The sequence below is a fragment of the Sagittula sp. S175 genome (assembly GCF_049800975.1).
GTDB lineage: Bacteria > Pseudomonadota > Alphaproteobacteria > Rhodobacterales > Rhodobacteraceae > Sagittula.
Genome location: NZ_JBNAGB010000016.1, coordinates 1 through 19,201 on the forward strand (window position 1 = coordinate 1; position 19,201 = coordinate 19,201).

Genomic DNA, 19,201 nt, shown 5'->3' on the forward strand with positions numbered 1-19,201 from the left:
CGGTCGCCTGAGCGCAAGCTCAGGCGAAAGCCCTCCCCGTTGCCCAGCGCCCACGCCCCGGATAGTGTCCGCGGCGACAAGAAAGGACCGCCCCATGATGGACACCGAGAAAACCCGCGCCAGCGCGTGGTTCCGCGACCTCCGCGACCAGATCGTCGCCGCCTTCGAGGCGCTGGAGGACAGCCACGACACCGGCCCCTTCATCGACATGGCCCCCGGGCGCTTCGAGGTGACCGAGACGACGCGCCAGTCCGACGACGGGTCGGATGCGGGCGGCGGCCTGATGAGCGTGATGCGCGGCGGGCGCGTGTACGAGAAGGTCGGCGTCAACGTCTCCACCGTCTACGGCACGCTTGGGAAGGCGGCGCAGCAGGCCATGGCGGCGCGCGGCGTACCGGGGATCGAGGCCGATCCGCGTTTCTGGGCCTCGGGCATCTCCCTCGTCGCCCACATGCAAAACCCGCATTGCCCCGCCGTCCACATGAACACCCGGATGTTCTGGACCCCCGGCGCCTGGTGGTTCGGCGGCGGCTCGGACCTCAACCCCTGCATCGAATACGACGAGGACACAGCGCATTTCCACGCCACCCAGAAGTCGCATCTCGACCCCCACGGCGAGACACTCTACCCCGAGCTCAAGGCCTGGGCCGACGAGTATTTCTACATCCCGCATCGCAAGCGCGCGCGTGGGGTCGGCGGCATTTTCATGGACGACCGCAACACCGGCGACTGGGAGGCAGACTTTGCCCTGACGCAGGACATTGGCCGCGCCTTCCTGCCCGCCTACTTGCCGCTGGTCGAAAAACGCCGCGTGCAAAACTGCACCGATGCGGACAAGGACACGCAGTTGATCCACCGTGGCCTCTATGCCGAATACAACCTCGTCTACGACCGCGGGACCAAGTTCGGGCTGGCCACCGGGCATGATGCCAACGCCGTCCTCATGTCCTTGCCCCCCTTGGCAAAATGGGTTTGAAACATTCGTGATCGCCCAAAGGGGGAGGGACTTGCGAAGCGTTCTCTCTCCTACTAAATCACCGCGCATGGCCGATCTGCTTACGGCCATGGCCGGTGATTCTGGCGCCTCCGAGCGGCTGCCCCGTTCGCGCCCCGTGGCCCCGGCCCCATCTTCTTGGGGCTTACAGTGACCTTCTACGACATCGACGTTTCCGCTCCGGTTTCTGCCAATGCGGACATCCTCATCGACGCGCCTGCCCATGCTGTCTGGGCGCGGCTTTCCCACGTCTCCGGCTGGCCCGAATGGAACACGGGCGTCCAGTGGATCAGCGCGCAGGTGCCGCTGACCACCGGCACCGGGTTCGAGATGCGCTCTGCCGGGCAGACCGTGCGCGGCCGCATCCAGGCCGTCCGCCCCGAGGACATGCTGTGCTGGTCCAGCTCGGCTCTGTTCGTGTCGGCCCGGCATCTGGTGACGCTAGAAGACCTCGGCACGCAGACCCGCGTGCATGTGTCCGCCGCCTATCGCGGTGCCTGGCCCGTGGCCATGCCGAAACGCGCGCGCCGGCATCTGAAAGCGATGATCCAGACCGGCCTCGAAGACCTGCGCAACGCCGTCGAACGCCGCCCGGTCAAGCGCAAGGCCGCCTGAAAATAACACCCTGAACGACAAATCCCGAACGACAAAGGCCGGGCGGATCACACCGCCCGCCATTCTCCCGGCGCAAGCCCTTCGACCGACCAATCCCCCACCGACCAGCGGACCAGCCGCAGGCAGGGCAGGCCCACATGCGCCGTCATGCGCCGCACCTGCCGGTTCCTGCCCTCGCGGATCGTCAGCCGCAGCCACGAATCCGGCACCGTCTTGCGATACCTGACCGGCGGGTCGCGCACCCACAGCTCCGGCGGCGCGATCTGTTCGCAGCCCGCAGGCAGAGTCTTGCCGTCCTTCAGCACCACGCCCGCACGCAATTCGGCCAGCTGCGCCTCCGATGGCACGCCCTCCACCTGCACCAGATAGGTCTTGGGCTGCTTGTACTTGGGCGAGGCAATCCGGGCCTGCAATTTGCCGTTGTCCGTCAGCACCAGCAGCCCTTCGGAATCCCGGTCCAGCCGCCCCGCCGGGTAAACCCCCGGCACATTCACGAATTCCGACAGCGTCTGACGCGCGGTCCCCTCCGTCCCCTTGTCGGTGAATTGCGACAGCACGTTGAAGGGCTTGTTGAGCAGGATCACCTTGGTCACGACCGTTTCTCCCCAAAGAACGCCTGCAACAATTCTGCCGCCGCCGCCGCGCCGATGCCGTCATAGACCTCTGGCACATGGTGGCACTGAGGGTGCGCATAGACCCGAGGCCCGCGCTCCACCCCGCCCGATTTTGGATCGGAGGCCCCGTAATAGACCCGCGCCACCCGCGCAAAGGAGATCGCCGTGGCGCACATCGGGCAAGGCTCCAGCGTCACATACAGATCATGTCCCGGCAGACGGTCCTTGCCCGCCGCCGCGCAGGCCGCGCGCAGGGCCAGCACCTCGGCATGGGCGGTAGGGTCGTGCAGTTCGCGCGTCCGGTTGCCCGCCCGCGCCACCACGACGCCCTCGGGCGACACGACCACCGCGCCGACCGGCACCTCGCCGCGCGCCGCCGCTGCCCGCGCCTCGACCAGCGCCTCATCCATGTAAGACCGAAACTGCATGTGCCCCCATAACCGTTGCGAAAGCCACGGGAAAGCCGCTTCCCCGCAGGACCCACCCGCGTTAATGGAGGGCATGAGCACAGAAACCCCTCCCGGCGACCGAATCGCCAAGGTCATCGCCCGCGCCGGCCGCGCCAGCCGCCGCGAAGCTGAACGCATGATCGAGGAGGGCCGCGTCACCGTGAACGGCGAGGTCGTCACCTCGCCCGCGCTGAACGTCACCGACCGTGACCGCATCGTCGTGGACAACGAACCCCTTGAGGCCGCCGAAGAGGCGCGCATGTGGCTCTATTACAAGCCCAACGGCCTCGTCACGACGAACAAGGACGAAAAGGGCCGGGCCACGATCTTCGACGAACTGCCCGAGGACATGCCGCGCGTCATGTCTGTCGGACGTCTCGACCTGAACTCCGAAGGGCTGCTGCTGCTGACCAATGACGGCGCGCTGAAGCGCAAGCTGGAACTGCCGTCGACCGGCTGGCTGCGCCGCTACCGCGTGCGGGTGAACGGGCGGCCCACCGACCCGCAACTGCAACCGCTGCGCGATGGGATCACCATCGACGGCGAGAATTTCCAGCCGATGATCGTCTCGCTCGACCGCCAGCAGGGCGCGAACGCATGGCTGACCGTTGGCCTGCGCGAGGGCAAGAACCGCGAGATCCGCCGCGCCATGGCCGATATCGGCCTGACCGTGAACCGTCTCATCCGCATTTCCTACGGCCCGTTCCAGCTGGGACAGATGAAGGAAGGCGAGGTCATCGAGGTCCGCCGCAAGGTGCTCCGCGACCAACTGGGCATGGCCGACGCGCCCGAGGACACGGGCGGCGAGGCAAAGCCCAAGCCCCGCGTCCAGCGCAACCGCAAGCCCGGCCCCGCCTCGGGCGTGCCCGGCACCGCGCGTCGCGACGGCAAGCCCGCTGCCAAGCCGTTCGGCAAGTCCGGGGACAAACCATCCGCCAAACCGGGACGACCCGGCAAACCCGTAGCAAAGCCGTCAGGCAAGTCTTCTGGCAAATCGTCTGACAAGCCATCGGGCCGGTCGTTCGGCAAATCCTCGGGCAACCCCGACTCGCGCACGGACAGGGAATCGCCTCGCGCCTTCGGTGCGCGTCCGGCCGGCAAGACCGGTGGGAAAGCGGGTGGGAAGCCCGGCCAGCGGTCAGCCAAAGCCCCCGGACCCCGCTCCGACGGCCCGTCGAGGCCGAAAAACGGCCCGAAACGCCCGCCGCGCTAACGCGATATTAAGGATATCAAGGTTTTTCCCGCTACCCGCCCCGTTTTTGCCCGGATTGGCAAACAGGTTGGGAGCATGATGACAACATCCCTCGCCCTCCTCATCCTGTTCGGATCGGCCCTTCTGGTGCTCGGAAACCTGCGCGTCGTCGTGCAGGACACCTACGCGATGATCACGACCTGCGCCACGCGGGCACGCGCCAGCGGGCAGATGATCCCGCGGCTGGCCTTCCTGCTGCTGTGGCTGCTGATCTTCTCCCTGAGCTTTGCGTGATGACCCGCGCCCTGCATCATAATCGCTCCAGCGAGGTGCCGCCCTGCCATGCGGACACCGATTCCGGCCTGAACATCCTGTTCCTGGCCGCCTTTCCGCTGTTCGCGTGGTTGTTTCAGGGGTCTTTTACCGGCATTGCCACCGCGATGGTGGAACTCTGGCTGCTGTCCGTGGCCCTGCGCCTGATCTCGACGGGCCAGCGCCTGCACCGGCAGTACGACGCCAATCCCACCGCCCGCGCGCCACGTGTCCCACGCAAGCTGCTTGGCTCGGTGCTAATGGGCATCATGGTCATGTTGCTCGCCGGGCACCACTTTCACGCCTTGATGGTGCCGCTGGTGCTGGGCACCGTGGCCGCACTCCTCAGCCTTGCCGCCTTCGGCATCGATCCTTTGCGTCACAAGCCTGCTCCGATGGCGCAGGGCAACGACGACCGCGAAACTGTGCTTTTGACGCTGGAACGGACCGACCATGCGCTCGCGCAGATCGCTGACCGTGTCGCCATGCTGGAAGACGCCGAAATAACCCGCCGAACCGAGGCCGCGCGCACCCTCGTGATGCGCCTCATGCGGAGCTTCTCGCGCGACCCGCAGTCGCTGCAACGGCTCGACCGCCCGGTGGCAAAGTTCATCGGCCTGCTCGACGCAGAGGCCAACCGCCTCTGCACCGGTGCCCCGGGCGAAAGCTCGATCTTCGCGCGCCGCCGTTACATCGCCAAACTCGACGTCATGACCGAAAGCTTCGAAACCTCCGCGCGCAAAACCCGCGTGCGCGGTGACAAGGACGCCTTCGAACTGGAGGCAGACCTGCTTCTCGACCGGATGCCGCAGAACAACGTCGCCTGACATCAGGCACAGCGTCACCTCCGCCCAATCGGCGAAGTGACGCGCCTCCGGCTCAGTTCCCCCTAGCAAGCGCAGCATTTTGCTCCTAAGTTTCCTGCGTATGCACAGTGCCGGGGGGCCATCCATGTCCGGAAACGCCTTGCAAAAGGTCAGTTACATCCTGTTGATCGTCCTGCTTTTCGGAGTGGCAACCGGCTGGCTGGGGGGCGTCTGATGGCCAAGCGTTTCGGTGGAAAATACAGCCCCGGCGGCAGCAGCACGCAGGACCAGCCCCGCGACGAACGGCCCGCCTACAAGGGGGCCAAGGTCGCGCCCGCTGGCGCGCGCTCCAACGTGATGTTCATTCCGGGCATCATCCTCGCCTTCTTTGCCATCCAAAGCGCGCCGATGCAGATGGCCGCTGGCCTTCTGGGCGCCGGTGCGCTGGTGCTGGGCGCCTGGCTCCTGCGTGACGGGCTGAAGGCGCAGGCCGCCTATGACGAACGCAAGGTCGCCCGGCGCCCCGCCATCCCCCGCAAACTGCTGGCCGCCGTGCTGACCGGCATCGGTGCAGGCCTCGCCGTCTGGCGGGCGCATGGCGGGTTGGTCGCGCCCGTGCTCTTTGGTCTGGCTGCCACAGCACTGCACATCGGCGCCTTTGGCGTTGATCCGATGACCGACAAGGGCATGGAGGGCATCGACACCTTCCAGCAGGACCGCGTTGCCCGCGTGGTGGACGAGGCCGAAAGCCACCTCGCCGCCATGACCGACGCCGTCAAACGCGCCGACGACGCCTCGGTCGAGGCTCGCGTCGACCGGTTCGCCACCAAGGTGCGCGAGATGATCCGCACGGTCGAGGAAGACCCGCGCGACCTGACGGCGGCCAAGAAATTCCTCGGCGTCTACCTCATGGGGGCCAAGGACGCCGCCATCAAATTCGCCGACATCTATGCCCGCAACCAGGACCGCGCCGCAAAAAGCGACTTCATGATGCTGCTCACGGACCTCGAGGAAAGCTTCGACCAGAAGCACCGCGCCCTGCTGCTGGATGACAACGCCGATCTGAACATCGAAATTGACGTGCTGCGCGACAGGCTGCGGCGCGAGGGTGTGCATCTCGAACGCGAGATGAGTTAAGTTAAAGAAAACGGGGGATCCCACCAATGTCCGAGAATGTGCGCCAGGAAGCGGAAAAGACGCTCCAGATGGTTGATGAAGTGAACTCCGTTGTTCTGCCGGAACCGGCCGACGCCAACGCCATCGTGCCGCTGAAGGAAGCGCCGGCCGAGACCTCCGAGGAAATCCGCTCGCGGATGGAAGAGATCGACATGGGCGATACGCAGTCCATCGTCTCCTTCGGCTCCGCCGCGCAGGCCGAGCTTCAGACCATCTCGCAGCAGATGCTGACTGACGTGCGCAACAAGGACGTTGGCCCGGCGGGCGACAGCCTGCGCAACATCGTCACCACGATCCGCGGGTTTTCCGTGTCCGAACTGGATGTGCGCCGCGAGCGCAGCTGGTGGGAGAAACTGATCGGCCGCGCCGCGCCCTTTGCGAAATTCACCGCGCGCTACGAGACCGTTCAGGCGCAGATCGACAAGGTCACCGATGACCTGCTCAAGCACGAGCACATCCTGCTGAAGGACATCAAGTCGCTCGACCTGCTTTATGAAAAGACCCTGCAATTCTACGACGAGCTGGCGCTCTACATCGCCGCGGGCGAGGAAAAGCTCGAAGAGCTGGACACCGTGACCATCCCCGCCAAGGAGGCCGAGGTGCAGGCCGCGCCCGAGGGTGAACAGGTCATGACCGCCCAGGAACTGCGCGACCTGCGCGGCGCGCGGGACGATCTGGAACGCCGCGTGCACGACCTGAAACTGACCCGCCAGGTGACCATGCAGTCCCTGCCGTCGATCCGACTCGTGCAGGAAAACGACAAGTCGCTGGTGACAAAGATCAACTCGACCCTCGTCAACACCGTGCCGCTCTGGGAAACCCAGCTGGCGCAGGCGGTCACCATCCAACGGTCCAAGCAGGCCGCCGCCGCCGTGCGCGACGCCAACGACCTGACCAACGAGCTGCTCACCGCCAATGCGTCGAACCTGCGCGACAGCAACAAGATGATCCGCGAGGAAATGGAACGCGGCGTCTTTGACATCGAGGCGGTCAAGCAGGCCAATGCCGACCTGATCGGCACCATCGAGGACAGCCTCCGCATCGCCGACGAGGGCAAGGCCCGTCGCGCCAAGGCCGAGGAAGAGCTCAAGAAAATGGAGCACGAGCTGCGCGACACCCTCGCCGCCGCAAAGGCGCGCAAGACCGGCACCGGCGACGTCGCCGCGACTTCGGTGCCGTCCTGAGCATGCGTCTGCTGGTCCGTACCACGGCCCTGATCGGTCTCGTTGCCCTCGCGGGCTGCGAGACCTCCACCATGGCCCCGCGCCAGACCAGCGTGACTCCGCAGGAACGACCCGCCAGGGTGGCGACGCCCGCCGCCCCGGCGCCCATCGCCCAGCCCGCCGCCCCCTCGGCGGAGAGCCGGGCGATGCAAACCTACTACGCCCGCGTGCAGGCCGACCTTCTGGCGCAGGGCCTTTTGCGCACCGACGGTGGCGGGCCGGACACGCCCTTTACCGACACCATGCTGGTGCGCAACTTCATGTCCATCGCCCTGCAGGAGGAATACGCCCGGGGGCAGGGTCTGCGTCCTTCCGGCGGCGCACCCTCGGCGGTGAAGAAATGGACCCAGTCTGTCCGCATCACCACCGAATTCACGCCCAACGTGCCGCTCGACCAGCGCGACTGGGACCGTGCCGAGGTAGCGAAATACGCCAACCGCATCCGTGGCATCACCGGCCACGACATTCAGGTCACCGATCAGGCCGCCAATTTCCACGTGATCTTTGCCGCGCAGGACGACCAATCCCTCGTGGCAGACCGCATCCGCCAGATCGTGCCGGACGTGAACCCGCAGGCGCTTCGCCTGTTCCGCGACATCCCGCGCGGCATCCATTGCCTCGTCGTCGCCTTCGCCACCGAGAACGGCGGCTACGACTACGGCAATGCCATCGCAGTCATCCGCTCCGAACACCCCGAGCTGATGCGCCGCTCCTGCATCCACGAGGAAGTGGCGCAGGGCTTCGGCCTGACCAACGACGACCCGCGTGCGCGGCCCACGATCTTCAACGACGACGACGAATTTGCCCTGCTGACACGGCACGACGAGCTGCTGTTGCAGATCCTCTACGACCCCCGTCTGCGTCCCGGCATGAGCGCCGAGGCCGCCCTTCCCATCGTCCGGAGCCGCGCCGCCGCGCTGACCGGCTACGACACACCGAGTTGACCCGCATGTTCGATCAGCAGCGTTTCCCCTACGGCCCCCGCCCCGCCACGACCCATGTGGTGCTGATCCTGTTCAGTTGCTGCACCACCGTTGCGGCGCTCGTCGCCTTCATCGGCACCTACCGCGCCGATCTCGGCTTTGACGACACCTCCGCGGGGCTGGCGTTTCTGGGCATCAGCCTGGTGTCAGCCTTCTACTGCGTCGTGTTCAAACGCGCCGCCGACGCGGTGCGCAAGGGGGACACCTACGTTGAACTCGGCCCCCAGCGCCTGACCCTGCGCAAGCTTTTCGAAACCAACCTCATCACCTACGACGGGATCAACCGGCTCGACCTGCGCCAGATCGGCCGCTCGCGCGAGCTGGAGATCCACCATGACGGCACGCCCGTCACGATCCAGGAAAACGCCATCGCCATACCCGGCGTTTTCGACATGATCGTCAAGGAATTGCAGCGCCGCGCCCCCCGCGCCCCGCTCGAGACGTAAAGGAGATTTTCACATGGCCATTTTCGACTTCCTCAAGGGCCAGTTCATCGACGTCATTCACTGGACCGATGACACCCGCGACACCCTCGTCTGGCGGTTCGAGCGCGAGGGCCACGAGATCAAGTACGGCGCCAAGCTGACCGTCCGCGAGGGCCAGGCCGCCGTCTTCATCCACGAAGGCCAGATGGCCGACGTCTTCACCCCCGGCCTGTACATGTTGGAAACCAACAACATGCCGATCATGACGTCGCTGCAACACTGGGACCACGGCTTTCAGTCGCCATTCAAAAGCGAAATCTACTTCGTCAACACCAACCGCTTCACCAACCTGAAATGGGGCACGAAAAACCCCATCATGCTGCGTGACCCGGAATTTGGCCCCACCCGCATCCGCGCCTTCGGCACCTATTCGATCAAGGTGGCCGATCCGGGCGTCTTCATGACCGAGATCGTCGGCACCGACGGCGAGTTCACCACCGACGAGGTCGCCTTCCAGATCCGCAACATCATCGTGCAGGAGTTCTCCAAGGCCATCGCCAAGTCCGGCATCCCGGTGCTCGACATGGCCGCCAACACCGGCGAGGTGGGCGAGCTGATCGCCAAGGCCATCGAACCCACCATCTCCGCCTATGGCCTCTCGCTGCCCGAGATGTACATCGAAAACATCTCCCTCCCGCCCGAGGTCGAAAAGGCCCTCGACGCCCGCACCTCGCGCGGGCTGGCCGGGAACCTCGACGACCACATGAAATGGAAGGCCGCCGAGGCCATGGGCAAGGGCGGTGCCATGGATCAATCCATGGGCATGGGCTTTGGCGCGGGCATGGGCATGAACATGGCCCAGCAGATGACCCAGCCCTCCGGCCCGTGGGGCGCGCAACAGCAACCGCAGGCCGCCCCCCAGATGGCGCCCCCCCCGCCGCCTCCGCCGCCCGTCGAACACGTCTGGCATGTGGCCAAGAACGGCCAGACCAGCGGCCCCTTCTCCAAGGCCGACCTCGGAAAAATGGTCTCAACCGGTGAATTCGACCGCGAGACCCACGTCTGGACCCAAGGCCAGGACGGCTGGAAGAAAGCCTCCGACATCGCGGAACTGGCGCAGCTCTTCACCGTGATGCCGCCGCCCCCGCCGCCGATGTAATCCATCGAAAACCTCACACAGCCCCGGCCCACCGCCGGGGCTTCGCCCATCCGTCCCCTGCTTCTTTGGTTTTCCAAATACCCTCGGGGGAATCGCTCGGCAGGAGCGATGGGGGCAGCGCCCCCTGCTCCGCCCCCCGAAGCCCTATTCCAGCGCGCTCATCAACGCCGGTCCATAGCAGGCATAGCCCGGAAACCGCATCCCATCCGCCCGCTCCGCCGGAAAGGCGCGGTACGGGTCCACTTGGCTCTCCACGATCAGCGCACCGTCGACGCACAGATCCTGCGCCGCGTTCCCGATGTTGAAGCCAAAACCCCCCGGCCCGCAACTCGTCCCGAACCCGTCCATGTTCCAGGCCTGCGGCATGTCCACCCCCATGCCTTCCACCAGGAACTGCGCGCTGGCGGGATCAAAATGCAGCTTCCACCAGGTTTCCTCGTTCAGCCGCGTCAGCCCCCACGTGCCGACCACCGCGCCGTCCCGGCTGCCCTCGATGAAGAAACAGGTCACGTCCCCCGCCGTCACCAACGGCCCCGTGACCGTCCGCGCATCATAGGACATCCCGCCACGCATGACGTAGCCGCCCTCGCCCTCCCAGGCAAAGCGCCAGGCGACCTCTTCGGCCATCGCAGGCCCGCCACACAGCCCGGCGCACAAAAGCACCAGCACGATCCGACACATGTCTCACTCCCGACCGATCCGAGAGCAGCCTACCCTGTCACATCCGCGCGACAACCCCGCCCTGTGTCCCGACGGTCCCGTCAGAAGGTAAATTTCCCGCTACCATCGACGGGTCAGAGCAACTGACACGTTTATTCAGTAGGCTGTCTTCAGGCCCCGGCGACTTTCGCCCGGCCCCGTTCGAAAGGTACTCTCCATGGCCCGTCAATCCGGCTATTCCGCCCTCCAGATCTCGCTCCACTGGATCGTCGCGATCCTCATCTTCGCCGCCTGGTTCCTCGGAGAAGGCATGGGCAAGCTGCTGCACCAGAAAATGGACGGCACGTTCACCGGAAGCACGCCATTGCACGTCATCCTCGGTATCGCGGTGCTGGTCTTCGTCGTCATTCGCATCGCCACCCGGGTCAAGCAGGGCGCGCCCGACGCGGTGCCCAGCGGTCAGCCGCTGCTCGACAAGGCGGCGGGCTGGATGCACGGCCTGCTCTACCTCCTGATGGTGCTTGTCCCCGTCGGCGGCATCCTGACCTGGGGCGCAGGCTTTGCCTCTCTGGGTGACGTACATGCCGTGGCCGGCAATGCGCTGTTCTTCCTCGCGCTCGCCCATGCAGCCGTGGGCATCTTTCACGGCGTGGTCAAGAAGGACGGCGTGATGATGCGCATGATGAAGCCCGCCGCCTGACCGCGCGCATTAACCTTTCCGACGCAACGTCACGGGCACCGACGTCCAAATGGTTAACAACCGGCCGGAATCCCCCCGGAAACCGGCCGGTTCATCCCTTACGGATCGGAAAGGTTCGACAAGATCGGGTAAATCCGGGACCGCAGCCTTGCGCGATCCCGGCGCATCGTCCCCACAGCTTGCGTCCCGCGCAAAACTTGCAGCCCCGCACGCCGTGTTAACGCCCCTCAATCCCTAACCCGCGTTTACCCTTTTTCCCGGCTGCGTCCGCGCATAATATGGCCGCAAACCGCATTTCAGGATCGCCTTTCATGACCGACACGCCGCCCGCCGCCCCGATCCCGGACACGACCCCCGACGCGACCCCGGACAAGGCGAACGAGGAACACCGCTTTCCCTGTGACCAATGCGGCGCTGACTACCGCTTCGATCCTGAAAAGATGATGCTTATCTGTGACTTCTGCGGATCGACCCGCGAAGTCATCGAACAGACCGGCCCCTGGGACGGCGGCATCAGGGAACTGGACTTCGAGAAGGCGATCAAGAACCTCCTCCCCTTGCAGGAGATGGAGGAAACCCGCGTCACCACCTGCCCGAACTGCGCCGCGCAGATCGAATTCGACCCCGACGTCCACGCCACGGAATGCCCGTTCTGCGCCACGCCCGTCGTCACCGACACCGGCACCCACAGGCATATCAAGCCCCGGGGATTGCTGCCTTTTTCCCTCGACGAATCCGCCGCGCGCGAGGCGATGAACGGCTGGCTGGGCAAGCTTTGGTTTGCGCCAAACGGCCTTCAGGACTATGCCCGCAAGGGCCGCAAGATGCAGGGCATCTATGTCCCCTACTGGACTTTCGACGCCAACACGACCTCTGATTACAGCGGCGCGCGCGGCACCGTTTACTACGAAACCCAGACAGTGCATCGCGACGGCAAGACCCAGCAGGTTCAAGTGCAAAAGGTCCGCTGGACCCCGACCTCGGGCCGCGTCTCGCGCTTTTTCGACGACGTTCTGGTACTGGCCTCCAAGGCGCTGCCAAAGCGCTTCACAGACGCGCTGGAGCCGTGGGACCTCACGGCCATGGAGCCCTACCGCCCTGAATTCCTTGCTGGTTTCCGGGCTGAAGGTTACCAGGTCGACCTCGACGAGGGCTTTGTCGAAGCGCGGCAAAAGATGGATCGCCAGATCGAACGCGACGTGAAATTCGACATCGGCGGCGACCGCCAGCGCATCAACCGCATTGACACGGACGTGCGCGACATCACCTTCAAGCATGTCCTCCTGCCCGTCTGGCTGGCCGCCTACAAGTACCGCGGCAAGAGCTACCGCTTCGTGGTAAACGGCCGCACAGGCCGGGTGCAGGGCGAACGCCCGTGGTCGGCATGGAAGATCGCCTTCGCCGTGATCCTCGGCCTGATCGTGGCGGCAGGCGTCGGCTATTTCGTCGCCCAGAACCAGTGAATCGACTCAGGGGGCGAACGGTGCCTTTACCATTGCGTCATTCTCTGGATGTAAACCTTTACGCAACTCAGGTTTACATCCATCGCCCTTCTTGACGCGCGCCAAGTTTTCTCCCTTCCCCGGAGCCTTGAAAAGCTGGTAGATAGCGCAAACATCCTCAACCAAGGACGGCCAAGATGATCCTCTGCTGCGGCGAATCCCTGATCGACATGCTCCCCCGCGAGACCACGGCAGGCGAGCCCGCCTTTTCGCCCTACGCGGGCGGCGCGGTGATGAACACAGCCATCGCTCTGGGCCGTCTCGGCGCGCCTGCGGGTTACTTCGGCGGCGTCTCGGACGACCTCTTTGGCAAGATCCTGACCGACACGCTCAGCGCCTCGCGTGTCGACACCAGCCTCTGCGCCTTCTCTTCGCGCCCAACCACGCTGGCCTTCGTGACGTTGAAGGACGGCCACGCCACATACGCCTTCTACGACGAGAACACTGCCGGGCGGATGCTGTCCGAGGACGACATCCCCGCCCTCGACGCAGGGACCAAGGCGCTGTTTTTCGGCGGTATTTCCCTCGTCAGCGAGCCTGCTGCGGATACCTATGCCGCCTTCTGCGACCGTGCCGGTGACCGCGTGGTGATGATCGACCCGAACATCCGCCCCGGCTTCATCACCGACGAACCCCGCTACCGCGCCCGCCTGAGCGCGATGCTGAAACGCGCCGACATCGTCAAGATCTCGGACGAGGACATGGCCTGGCTCGGCACCTCGCCCGAAGCCCTGCTGAAGGACGGGACCGCGCTGGTGCTGGTCACGCGCGGGGCGGACGGCGTCGACATGCACTCGCGCGAAGGCATGAAGACCGTCCCGGCGCAAAAGGTCACCGTGGTCGACACGGTCGGTGCGGGCGACACGTTCAACGCGGGTTTCCTCGCCGGCCTCGACCGTAACGACATGCTTTCACGGGAAAAACTTGCTGCAGCATGGCTGGACGACCTTGTCCTCGCCGCCGAACTGGGCGTCCAGGCGGCGGCCATCACCGTCTCCCGCGCAGGGGCGAACCCGCCGTGGGAGGACGAACTGTGAGGGCCCTCGTCCAGCGCGTCACCCGCGCCCAGGTCGACATCAACAACACCACCTTGGGCGAGATCGGCCAAGGCGTCCTGATCCTGATCTGCGCCATGCAGGGTGACACCGAGGCACAGGCCGACAAGCTCGCCGCCAAGATCGCCAAACTCCGGATATTCAAGGACGAAGACGGCAAGATGAACCGCTCGCTTCAGGATATCGAAGGCGCCGCGCTGATCGTCAGCCAGTTCACCCTCTCCGCCGACACCTCGCGCGGCAACCGCCCCGGATTCTCCACCGCCGCGCCCCCTGCCGAGGGCGAGCGCCTGTACGAATACTTCACCGCGCGGCTCCAGGCGCAGGGCATCGCTGTCGCCACGGGCCGCTTCGGCGCCGACATGGCGGTCAGCCTCACGAATGACGGCCCTGTCACGATCTGGATGGACACCGAGGCATAGGGGGCTCTGCCCCCGCTCCTGCGGAGCTCCCCCGAGGGTATTTGAAAAACCAAAGAAGAGCAAAGGCGCGCTTCATCTTCTTTGGTTTCCGAAATACCTCCGCCGGAGGCAAACCCGAGGAGACCGCCGAAGGCGGGCGAACGAGACACAAAGCGCGCGCGCAGCGCGCTCCGTCAGATCACCGCTCGCGGAACGCTTCACGCGATTTGTATAGGGGTTTCAATAGGTACTGGAGCACCGTCTTTTCCCCGGTGTGCAGCTCGGCCTGCGCCTGCATCCCCGGACGGACCTCCATCGCCACCTGCCGATCCGTCAGGGACGACGTGTCAACGCGCACCATCACCTTGTAGTGTGGCGGCTGTTCGGGGCGGCGCTCGTCCTTGAAGGTGTCGGCGGAGATCACGTCCACCCGCCCCTTCAGCGTGCCGTAGATCGTGTAGTCGTAGGCCGACAGTTTGATCGTCGCCTCCTGACCCGGGCGGATGTTGGCGATGTTCTCGGGCTTCACCTTGGCCTCGACGAACAGTTCCTCGTCCACCGGGATGATCTGGAGGATCTCCTCGCCGGGACGCACCACGCCACCGATGGTGGTCACCGACAGCTTGTTCACCACGCCATGCATGGGCGACACGAGCACCGTCCGGTTCAGCTGGTCCATGGACGCCTTCAGGTTCTGCTTCAGCGTCGCCAGCTCTTTCAGCGTCTCGGAATATTCCTCCGCACGCACCAGTTCCGTTTGCGTAACGATTTCGTCGTAACTTTTGCGGGCGTCCGCATGAGCCTTGCGGGCGCGAGTCACTTCGATCAGCGCCACGACCTTCTTGTCCAGCAGGTTCTCCAGCAGCGACAATTCCTCGGAGGCCTGGTCCAGCACCTTCTGCGCCCCGGCGCGCCGCGCGAAATAGTCCGACTGCCGCGCCGCCAGCAGCGCCTGTTCCGACGCCACGATGGTCGGCGACCGCTCTGCCAAAGAGGCGGGAACCTCGACGATCGAAGCCCCCGCCAGTTCGGCCTCGAGCCGCAGGCGGCGGATCTCGAGGGCGGTGATCTGGTCGTTCAGGTCGTCCACGGAGGACCGGAACTGCACCCCTTGCAGCCGCGCCAGCACGTCGCCGCGCAGCACTTCGTCGCCCTCTTTCACCAGCAATTCCGAGAGGATACCGCCTTCGAGGTTCTGGATGATCTGCGGGCGCGAGCTGGAAATGATTTCGCCATCCGCCTTCACGATCTCGTCGAGCCAGGCCATCGAGGCCCAGATGATGAAGGCCCAGACCGAGATGGCACAAAGCCAGATGGTCAGCGACGGGCCGCGCAGCTTTGCGTTCAGCTGCGCGTTGAGGTTCGTGGTCGTGGTCGCCATTTACGCAGCCCCCTTCCGCAGATGCGCCAGCACCTGGTCGCGCGGTCCGTCCACGGCCATGCGGCCATGCGACAGGATCATCGTGCGGGTCGCCAGTTGCAGGATCGGCACGCGGTGCGTCGCGATGACCGCCGTGCGCCCGTCCAGCCAGCTTTCCAGCCGCGCAATCAGCGCCTTTTCCAGCGTCTGGTCCAGCGCCGCCGTGGGTTCGTCCAGCAGGCAGATCTGCGGGTCCTGCAACCACAGCCGCGCCCAGCCGATCGACTGTCGCTGTCCGACAGACAGACCTTCGCCGCCGTCATGGATGTCCAGATCCAGCCCCTTGGCATGGGCGCGCACATAGGGACCCAACCCCGCAAAGTCGAGCGCGTCCATCAGGCGCTGGTCGTCGCGTTCCAGCAGAGACAGGTTCAGGTTGTCGCGCAGCGTCCCGTGGAACAGCCGCACATCCTGACCGAGGTAGCCGATGCCGCGCCGCAGGTCCTTGGGTTCGATCTGGGACATCTCCGTTCCGTCGATCAACACCTTGCCCGTGGCGGGCGCATAAAGCCCGGTCAGCATCTTGAGCAGCGTCGACTTGCCCGACCCGTTCGAGCCAAGCACCGCCAGCACCTGCCCCGGCATGATCTTCAGGCCCTTGAGGTCCAGCACCGCCGCGCCCTCGGGGTCGTACTTGTAGGTCACGCCGTCCAGCTCGTAGGTGCCTTCGAACCGTTCCCGGCGCAGGTAGGTGCGCGTTCCGGACCGGTCCTGAGCCGCATGGGCGATGGAATCCAGCCCGTCCAGCGCCGCCTTGACGTTGCCCCAGCGGGCGAGGATGCCAGACAGCTGCGTCAACGGTGCCAGCGTGCGCGAACACAGGATGCCCACGGCGATGATCGAGCCGACAGTGAATTCGCCTGCAAAAACAAGGTAGGTGCCGGTGATGACCGCCGTTACGTAGGTCGCCTGCTGGATGCCCTGCGCCCAGAAGCCCAGCGTCGCCGCCAGCTTGCGCTGGTCCGACGACTTCAGCGCCTGCACGGCGGTCAGTTCCTCCCAAAGGCGCACGAAACGGTCCTCGGCGCGCTGCGTCTTGATGGTGTCCAGCTCGACCACGGCCTCTTGCAGCAGGCGCGACATCTTGGTCGATGCGCCCTGCATTTCCTGCGTCAGGCGGATCATCTTCTTTTGCAGCAGCATCCCCGGCACGACCATCAGCACGCCGCCGATGACCAGCACCCAGACCACCGATCCGGCGATGGACCAGACCATCAGCAGGAAGATGAAAACAAAGGGAATGTCCGCCAGCGCCCCCGCCGTCGAGGCGGTAAAGAACTCGCGCACCGACCCGAATTCGCGCATGGCGCTGAACAGCTGCGCGGGCGACCGCCCCGGCAGGTCCGAGCGCATGCCCAGCAGGCGCTTCATCAGCATGTTCTGCACGCCCAGCTCGATCTGGCGGCCTGCGCCATCCAGCAGTTGCGAACGCGCGACCTTCAGGAACCCTTCCAGCAACAGGGCAAGACCCGCCCCTGCCGCCAGCACCCAAAGCGTTGCCTCGGATTGATGCGGGATCACGCGGTCATAGACCTGCAAGCTGAACAGCGCCACGGACACCGCCAGAAGGTTCGCCATGAACGACCCCACGGCGACCTCGCCAAAGGCCTTGGTGAACTGGCCGAACTGGCCCCAGAACCAATGCCGCTCGCGCTCGACCTTGGCGTGTTTCTCGGAAAGTAGCGCGACAGGCGCTTCGGCCCGGATCAACTGCCCCGAGAAGAAGCGCCCGAACTCGGCAATCCCCACCTCGGACTGGCGCGAGACGGTGGTGTCGTCGTAGATCGTCAGCCCACCCGCGTCCTGAGACAGCACCAGCACGGCCTGCCCGTTGGTCATCACCGCGATGGCAGGCCAAAGGCCGGGCACCAGCGTATCGGGCTCGTCGGTCAGGGCGAGCAGCCCCGCCGCCTCGACCCCCATGCGCAGGGCGAAGGCGTCGAAACTGTCGTCGCAGCCCGCGTGTTGCGACAGCGCTTCGAGGATGTCGGTGGCCTTGGCCTCGACCCCCAGACGCCCCGCAAGCACACGGATCAGGTCCGCGCGCGCCCGTGCCTTGGCCGAGAACCGCGACCCCGAAGCCGTGCCGGATTTGCGCAAACTGTCGCGGGCGCGGCCCGCCATATGCAGAACCTGGCTCAAATCGAGGCTCCCTCCGCAAGCGCACCGCGCAGGCGCGCCAGTTCAAGCTCGGCGCGGGCGGCCTTGTATTTCAGCTCGATCTCGGTTTCCAACGCGCGGGCGTAGGTCTCGTAGGTCCCGACCACGTCCATGACCTGCCGCTGACCGCCTTCGAACTGGCGCTGGAACAGCTCCAGGTTCTGCTTGGCCGACAGGGTCAGACCTTCGGCCTCGGCGGCCTGGCGGGTGTAGGCCTCCAGCTTGGACTGCTGGCTGGCGATATGGCGTGCCGCGATCTCGCGGGATTCGATGACGCGGCGATCGGCGGTTTCCTTGGTGGCCTCGATGGCCTGGAATTCCGCCAGCGTGCCAAGTCCAAAGAGACTGTCCGTGGTGACCTCCAGCCCGCCGTTCAGGCCATTGTCGCCGATGGTGCCCGTGGCCGACAGGCCCGGCAGGTGGCTTGCCCGGGCGATGCGCGCCTCAGCCATGGCCTGCTCGCGCTCGGCCCGTGCACGCAGTACGCCCAGCGCCTCTCCGGCATCGGAATTGCGCAGCGCGCCCAACCCGCGCAGGTCGTTCAGCTGACGCGAGGACATGGCGTTGAGTTCCGCCATGGCGGAGGCCGTTGCCTCCTGCGCCTCAGCGCTGCGGGCGCGGATCGAGGCCAGTTTTTGCTGCAGGATGTTGAGGTCTGACATGTCGGACACGCCGCCGTCCACGCGCTGCTGCATGACCCACTCGAAACGGGCCATATCCTCGTAGGCGCGGTTCAAGTGGTTCGACAGGTCGCGGTTCTCCTCGGCCATCACGTAAAGCGACAGAGCCTCGTAGACGCGCTTGTTGCCATCCTCGACCAGCGTGACGGCGGCCGCCTCGACGTTGGCCTTGGCCAAGTCGCGCTCGGCCTGCTTGCGGCCATTGTCGAACAACACTTGGTTGATGACCAGCTGCGCCACGAAATCGCCCAGCGATGTCAGCGAAATGTTCGGCCCGATGCGCGGCATCCAGTTCTTCTGCGCCGCCTCGGCACGCAGTTGCGCCACGCGCAGCTCCGCCTCGGCCACGCGGGCATCAGACGCGATCACCGCGTCGGCCACCTGCGCGTAGGGCGTGCCCGACATGACCACCGTGGGCCGCGTCTGCAACGCGTTGATGATCTCGGACGCGTCGGTGGGTTTCACCACCGCCTTTTGGACCTGTCCTCCCCCGGTGGGCGCCGTCGCTTCGGACCCACGGAACCGGGATACGATCCCGTCGCCTGTATCACTCATACACCCCGGGAGCATCGCCAAAACAGCGATGAGTCCCAGGCTCCGCCTGCTCGTACTCATGGTCGTGCCCCCGTTATCGGCGCGAAAAGATTCTTGTGTGTCGGGATCCGGGGCCCGGTT

At 65.5% G+C, this 19,201-nt stretch carries 20 protein-coding genes; 14 read left to right on the forward strand and 6 right to left on the reverse strand.

What is annotated here, in order from left to right; genetic code table 11:
• The first annotated feature begins 94 nt into the window (after positions 1–94).
• Together hemF and ACP16H_RS17935 are read left to right on the forward strand one after the other, a co-directional pair.
• Positions 95–976 (forward strand): oxygen-dependent coproporphyrinogen oxidase, encoded by an 882-nt coding sequence (gene hemF / locus ACP16H_RS17930; RefSeq protein ID WP_425073629.1) that lies wholly within the window; start codon positions 95–97, stop codon positions 974–976.
• Positions 977–1,144: 168 nt separating this feature from the next.
• On the forward strand, positions 1,145–1,609 hold the full coding sequence (locus ACP16H_RS17935; protein ID WP_425073630.1) for an SRPBCC family protein: 465 nt from the start codon (positions 1,145–1,147) through the stop codon (positions 1,607–1,609).
• A gap of 47 nt (positions 1,610–1,656) precedes the next feature.
• Here the strand turns inward: ACP16H_RS17935 and ACP16H_RS17940 are convergent, their stop codons facing one another.
• The gene (locus ACP16H_RS17940) at positions 1,657–2,202 is read right to left on the reverse strand and encodes a pseudouridine synthase (protein WP_425073631.1); all 546 of its coding nucleotides are present in this window, start codon (positions 2,200–2,202) and stop codon (positions 1,657–1,659) included.
• Complete coding sequence (locus ACP16H_RS17945; protein ID WP_425073632.1) at positions 2,199–2,651, reverse strand: nucleoside deaminase; 453 nt, start codon at positions 2,649–2,651, stop codon at positions 2,199–2,201. Before ACP16H_RS17945 ends, ACP16H_RS17940 begins: the two co-directional genes overlap by 4 nt.
• On the opposite strand from ACP16H_RS17945, the gene ACP16H_RS17950 reads away from it, so the two are divergent.
• The 8 genes from ACP16H_RS17950 (at position 2,650) to ACP16H_RS17985 (ending at position 9,948) form a co-directional block, all read left to right on the forward strand.
• Positions 2,650–3,885 (forward strand): pseudouridine synthase, encoded by a 1,236-nt coding sequence (locus ACP16H_RS17950; protein WP_425073633.1) that lies wholly within the window; start codon positions 2,650–2,652, stop codon positions 3,883–3,885. The genes ACP16H_RS17945 and ACP16H_RS17950 overlap by 2 nt on opposite strands.
• Before the next feature lie 75 nt (positions 3,886–3,960).
• Positions 3,961–4,158, forward strand: coding sequence for a hypothetical protein (locus ACP16H_RS17955; protein ID WP_425073634.1), 198 nt, complete (start codon positions 3,961–3,963; stop codon positions 4,156–4,158).
• Positions 4,158–5,003 carry a hypothetical protein gene (locus ACP16H_RS17960; protein ID WP_425073635.1) on the forward strand — a complete coding sequence of 282 codons (846 nt, stop codon included), beginning with the start codon at positions 4,158–4,160 and terminating at the stop codon, positions 5,001–5,003. Before ACP16H_RS17955 ends, ACP16H_RS17960 begins: the two co-directional genes overlap by 1 nt.
• 213 nt (positions 5,004–5,216) lie before the next feature.
• Positions 5,217–6,119 (forward strand): 5-bromo-4-chloroindolyl phosphate hydrolysis family protein, encoded by a 903-nt coding sequence (locus tag ACP16H_RS17965; RefSeq protein ID WP_425073636.1) that lies wholly within the window; start codon positions 5,217–5,219, stop codon positions 6,117–6,119.
• Between the two features lie 26 nt (positions 6,120–6,145).
• Positions 6,146–7,342: a toxic anion resistance protein gene (locus tag ACP16H_RS17970; RefSeq protein WP_425073637.1), complete on the forward strand. Its 1,197-nt coding sequence runs from the start codon at positions 6,146–6,148 to the stop codon at positions 7,340–7,342.
• 2 nt (positions 7,343–7,344) lie between these two features.
• Entirely contained in the window at positions 7,345–8,325 is a 981-nt protein-coding gene (locus tag ACP16H_RS17975; protein ID WP_425073638.1) for a DUF2927 domain-containing protein, read from the forward strand.
• A 5-nt stretch (positions 8,326–8,330) separates the two neighbouring features.
• On the forward strand, positions 8,331–8,810 hold the full coding sequence (locus ACP16H_RS17980; RefSeq protein WP_425073639.1) for a hypothetical protein: 480 nt from the start codon (positions 8,331–8,333) through the stop codon (positions 8,808–8,810).
• 13 nt (positions 8,811–8,823) lie between these two features.
• Entirely contained in the window at positions 8,824–9,948 is a 1,125-nt protein-coding gene (locus tag ACP16H_RS17985; RefSeq protein ID WP_425073640.1) for an SPFH domain-containing protein, read from the forward strand.
• A 144-nt stretch (positions 9,949–10,092) separates the two neighbouring features.
• On the opposite strand, the gene ACP16H_RS17990 is transcribed toward ACP16H_RS17985, so the two are convergent.
• Positions 10,093–10,629, reverse strand: a complete 537-nt coding sequence (locus ACP16H_RS17990) for a hypothetical protein (protein ID WP_425073641.1) — start codon at positions 10,627–10,629, stop codon at positions 10,093–10,095.
• A 196-nt stretch (positions 10,630–10,825) separates the two neighbouring features.
• On the opposite strand from ACP16H_RS17990, the gene ACP16H_RS17995 reads away from it, so the two are divergent.
• The 4 genes from ACP16H_RS17995 to dtd all read left to right on the forward strand — a co-directional run bounded on the left by ACP16H_RS17995 (position 10,826) and on the right by dtd (position 14,287).
• Positions 10,826–11,308 carry a cytochrome b gene (locus ACP16H_RS17995; protein WP_425073642.1) on the forward strand — a complete coding sequence of 161 codons (483 nt, stop codon included), beginning with the start codon at positions 10,826–10,828 and terminating at the stop codon, positions 11,306–11,308.
• Between the two features lie 311 nt (positions 11,309–11,619).
• On the forward strand, positions 11,620–12,771 hold the full coding sequence (locus ACP16H_RS18000) for a primosomal protein N' (replication factor Y) - superfamily II helicase (protein WP_425073643.1): 1,152 nt from the start codon (positions 11,620–11,622) through the stop codon (positions 12,769–12,771).
• 176 nt (positions 12,772–12,947) lie between these two features.
• A complete protein-coding gene (locus ACP16H_RS18005; RefSeq protein WP_425073644.1) occupies positions 12,948–13,847 on the forward strand; it encodes a carbohydrate kinase family protein in 900 nt (299 codons plus the stop codon).
• Positions 13,844–14,287 carry a D-aminoacyl-tRNA deacylase gene (gene dtd, locus ACP16H_RS18010; RefSeq protein WP_425073645.1) on the forward strand — a complete coding sequence of 148 codons (444 nt, stop codon included), beginning with the start codon at positions 13,844–13,846 and terminating at the stop codon, positions 14,285–14,287. The genes ACP16H_RS18005 and dtd overlap by 4 nt, the downstream gene beginning before the upstream one ends.
• A 178-nt stretch (positions 14,288–14,465) precedes the next feature.
• Here dtd and ACP16H_RS18015 read toward each other — a convergent pair whose 3' ends face one another.
• From ACP16H_RS18015 to ACP16H_RS18025, 3 genes are read right to left on the reverse strand one after another with little or no spacing between them, the layout of a single operon-like run.
• Positions 14,466–15,647 (reverse strand): HlyD family efflux transporter periplasmic adaptor subunit, encoded by a 1,182-nt coding sequence (locus ACP16H_RS18015; protein WP_425073646.1) that lies wholly within the window; start codon positions 15,645–15,647, stop codon positions 14,466–14,468.
• On the reverse strand, positions 15,648–17,810 hold the full coding sequence (locus ACP16H_RS18020; RefSeq protein ID WP_425073748.1) for an ATP-binding cassette domain-containing protein: 2,163 nt from the start codon (positions 17,808–17,810) through the stop codon (positions 15,648–15,650).
• 14 nt (positions 17,811–17,824) lie between these two features.
• Positions 17,825–18,991, reverse strand: coding sequence for a TolC family protein (locus ACP16H_RS18025; protein ID WP_425073647.1), 1,167 nt, complete (start codon positions 18,989–18,991; stop codon positions 17,825–17,827).
• Positions 18,992–19,201 lie beyond the last annotated feature (210 nt).

Bases quoted from the DNA above. Each gene is read 5' to 3' on its own strand.
- ACP16H_RS18020 (WP_425073748.1), bottom strand. From the start codon at position 17,810: ATGGCGGGCCGCGCCCGCGACAGTTTGCGCAAATCCGGCACGGCTTCG.
- hemF (WP_425073629.1), top strand. From the start codon at position 95: ATGATGGACACCGAGAAAACCCGCGCCAGCGCGTGGTTCCGCGACCTC.
- ACP16H_RS17965 (WP_425073636.1), top strand. From the start codon at position 5,217: ATGGCCAAGCGTTTCGGTGGAAAATACAGCCCCGGCGGCAGCAGCACG.
- ACP16H_RS18015 (WP_425073646.1), bottom strand. From the start codon at position 15,647: ATGGCGACCACGACCACGAACCTCAACGCGCAGCTGAACGCAAAGCTG.
- ACP16H_RS17975 (WP_425073638.1), top strand. From the start codon at position 7,345: ATGCGTCTGCTGGTCCGTACCACGGCCCTGATCGGTCTCGTTGCCCTC.
- ACP16H_RS18005 (WP_425073644.1), top strand. From the start codon at position 12,948: ATGATCCTCTGCTGCGGCGAATCCCTGATCGACATGCTCCCCCGCGAG.
- ACP16H_RS17980 (WP_425073639.1), top strand. From the start codon at position 8,331: ATGTTCGATCAGCAGCGTTTCCCCTACGGCCCCCGCCCCGCCACGACC.
- ACP16H_RS17995 (WP_425073642.1), top strand. From the start codon at position 10,826: ATGGCCCGTCAATCCGGCTATTCCGCCCTCCAGATCTCGCTCCACTGG.
- ACP16H_RS17985 (WP_425073640.1), top strand. From the start codon at position 8,824: ATGGCCATTTTCGACTTCCTCAAGGGCCAGTTCATCGACGTCATTCAC.
- ACP16H_RS17945 (WP_425073632.1), bottom strand. From the start codon at position 2,651: ATGCAGTTTCGGTCTTACATGGATGAGGCGCTGGTCGAGGCGCGGGCA.
- ACP16H_RS17970 (WP_425073637.1), top strand. From the start codon at position 6,146: ATGTCCGAGAATGTGCGCCAGGAAGCGGAAAAGACGCTCCAGATGGTT.
- ACP16H_RS17950 (WP_425073633.1), top strand. From the start codon at position 2,650: ATGTGCCCCCATAACCGTTGCGAAAGCCACGGGAAAGCCGCTTCCCCG.
- ACP16H_RS18000 (WP_425073643.1), top strand. From the start codon at position 11,620: ATGACCGACACGCCGCCCGCCGCCCCGATCCCGGACACGACCCCCGAC.
- ACP16H_RS17960 (WP_425073635.1), top strand. From the start codon at position 4,158: ATGACCCGCGCCCTGCATCATAATCGCTCCAGCGAGGTGCCGCCCTGC.
- ACP16H_RS17990 (WP_425073641.1), bottom strand. From the start codon at position 10,629: ATGTGTCGGATCGTGCTGGTGCTTTTGTGCGCCGGGCTGTGTGGCGGG.
- ACP16H_RS17955 (WP_425073634.1), top strand. From the start codon at position 3,961: ATGATGACAACATCCCTCGCCCTCCTCATCCTGTTCGGATCGGCCCTT.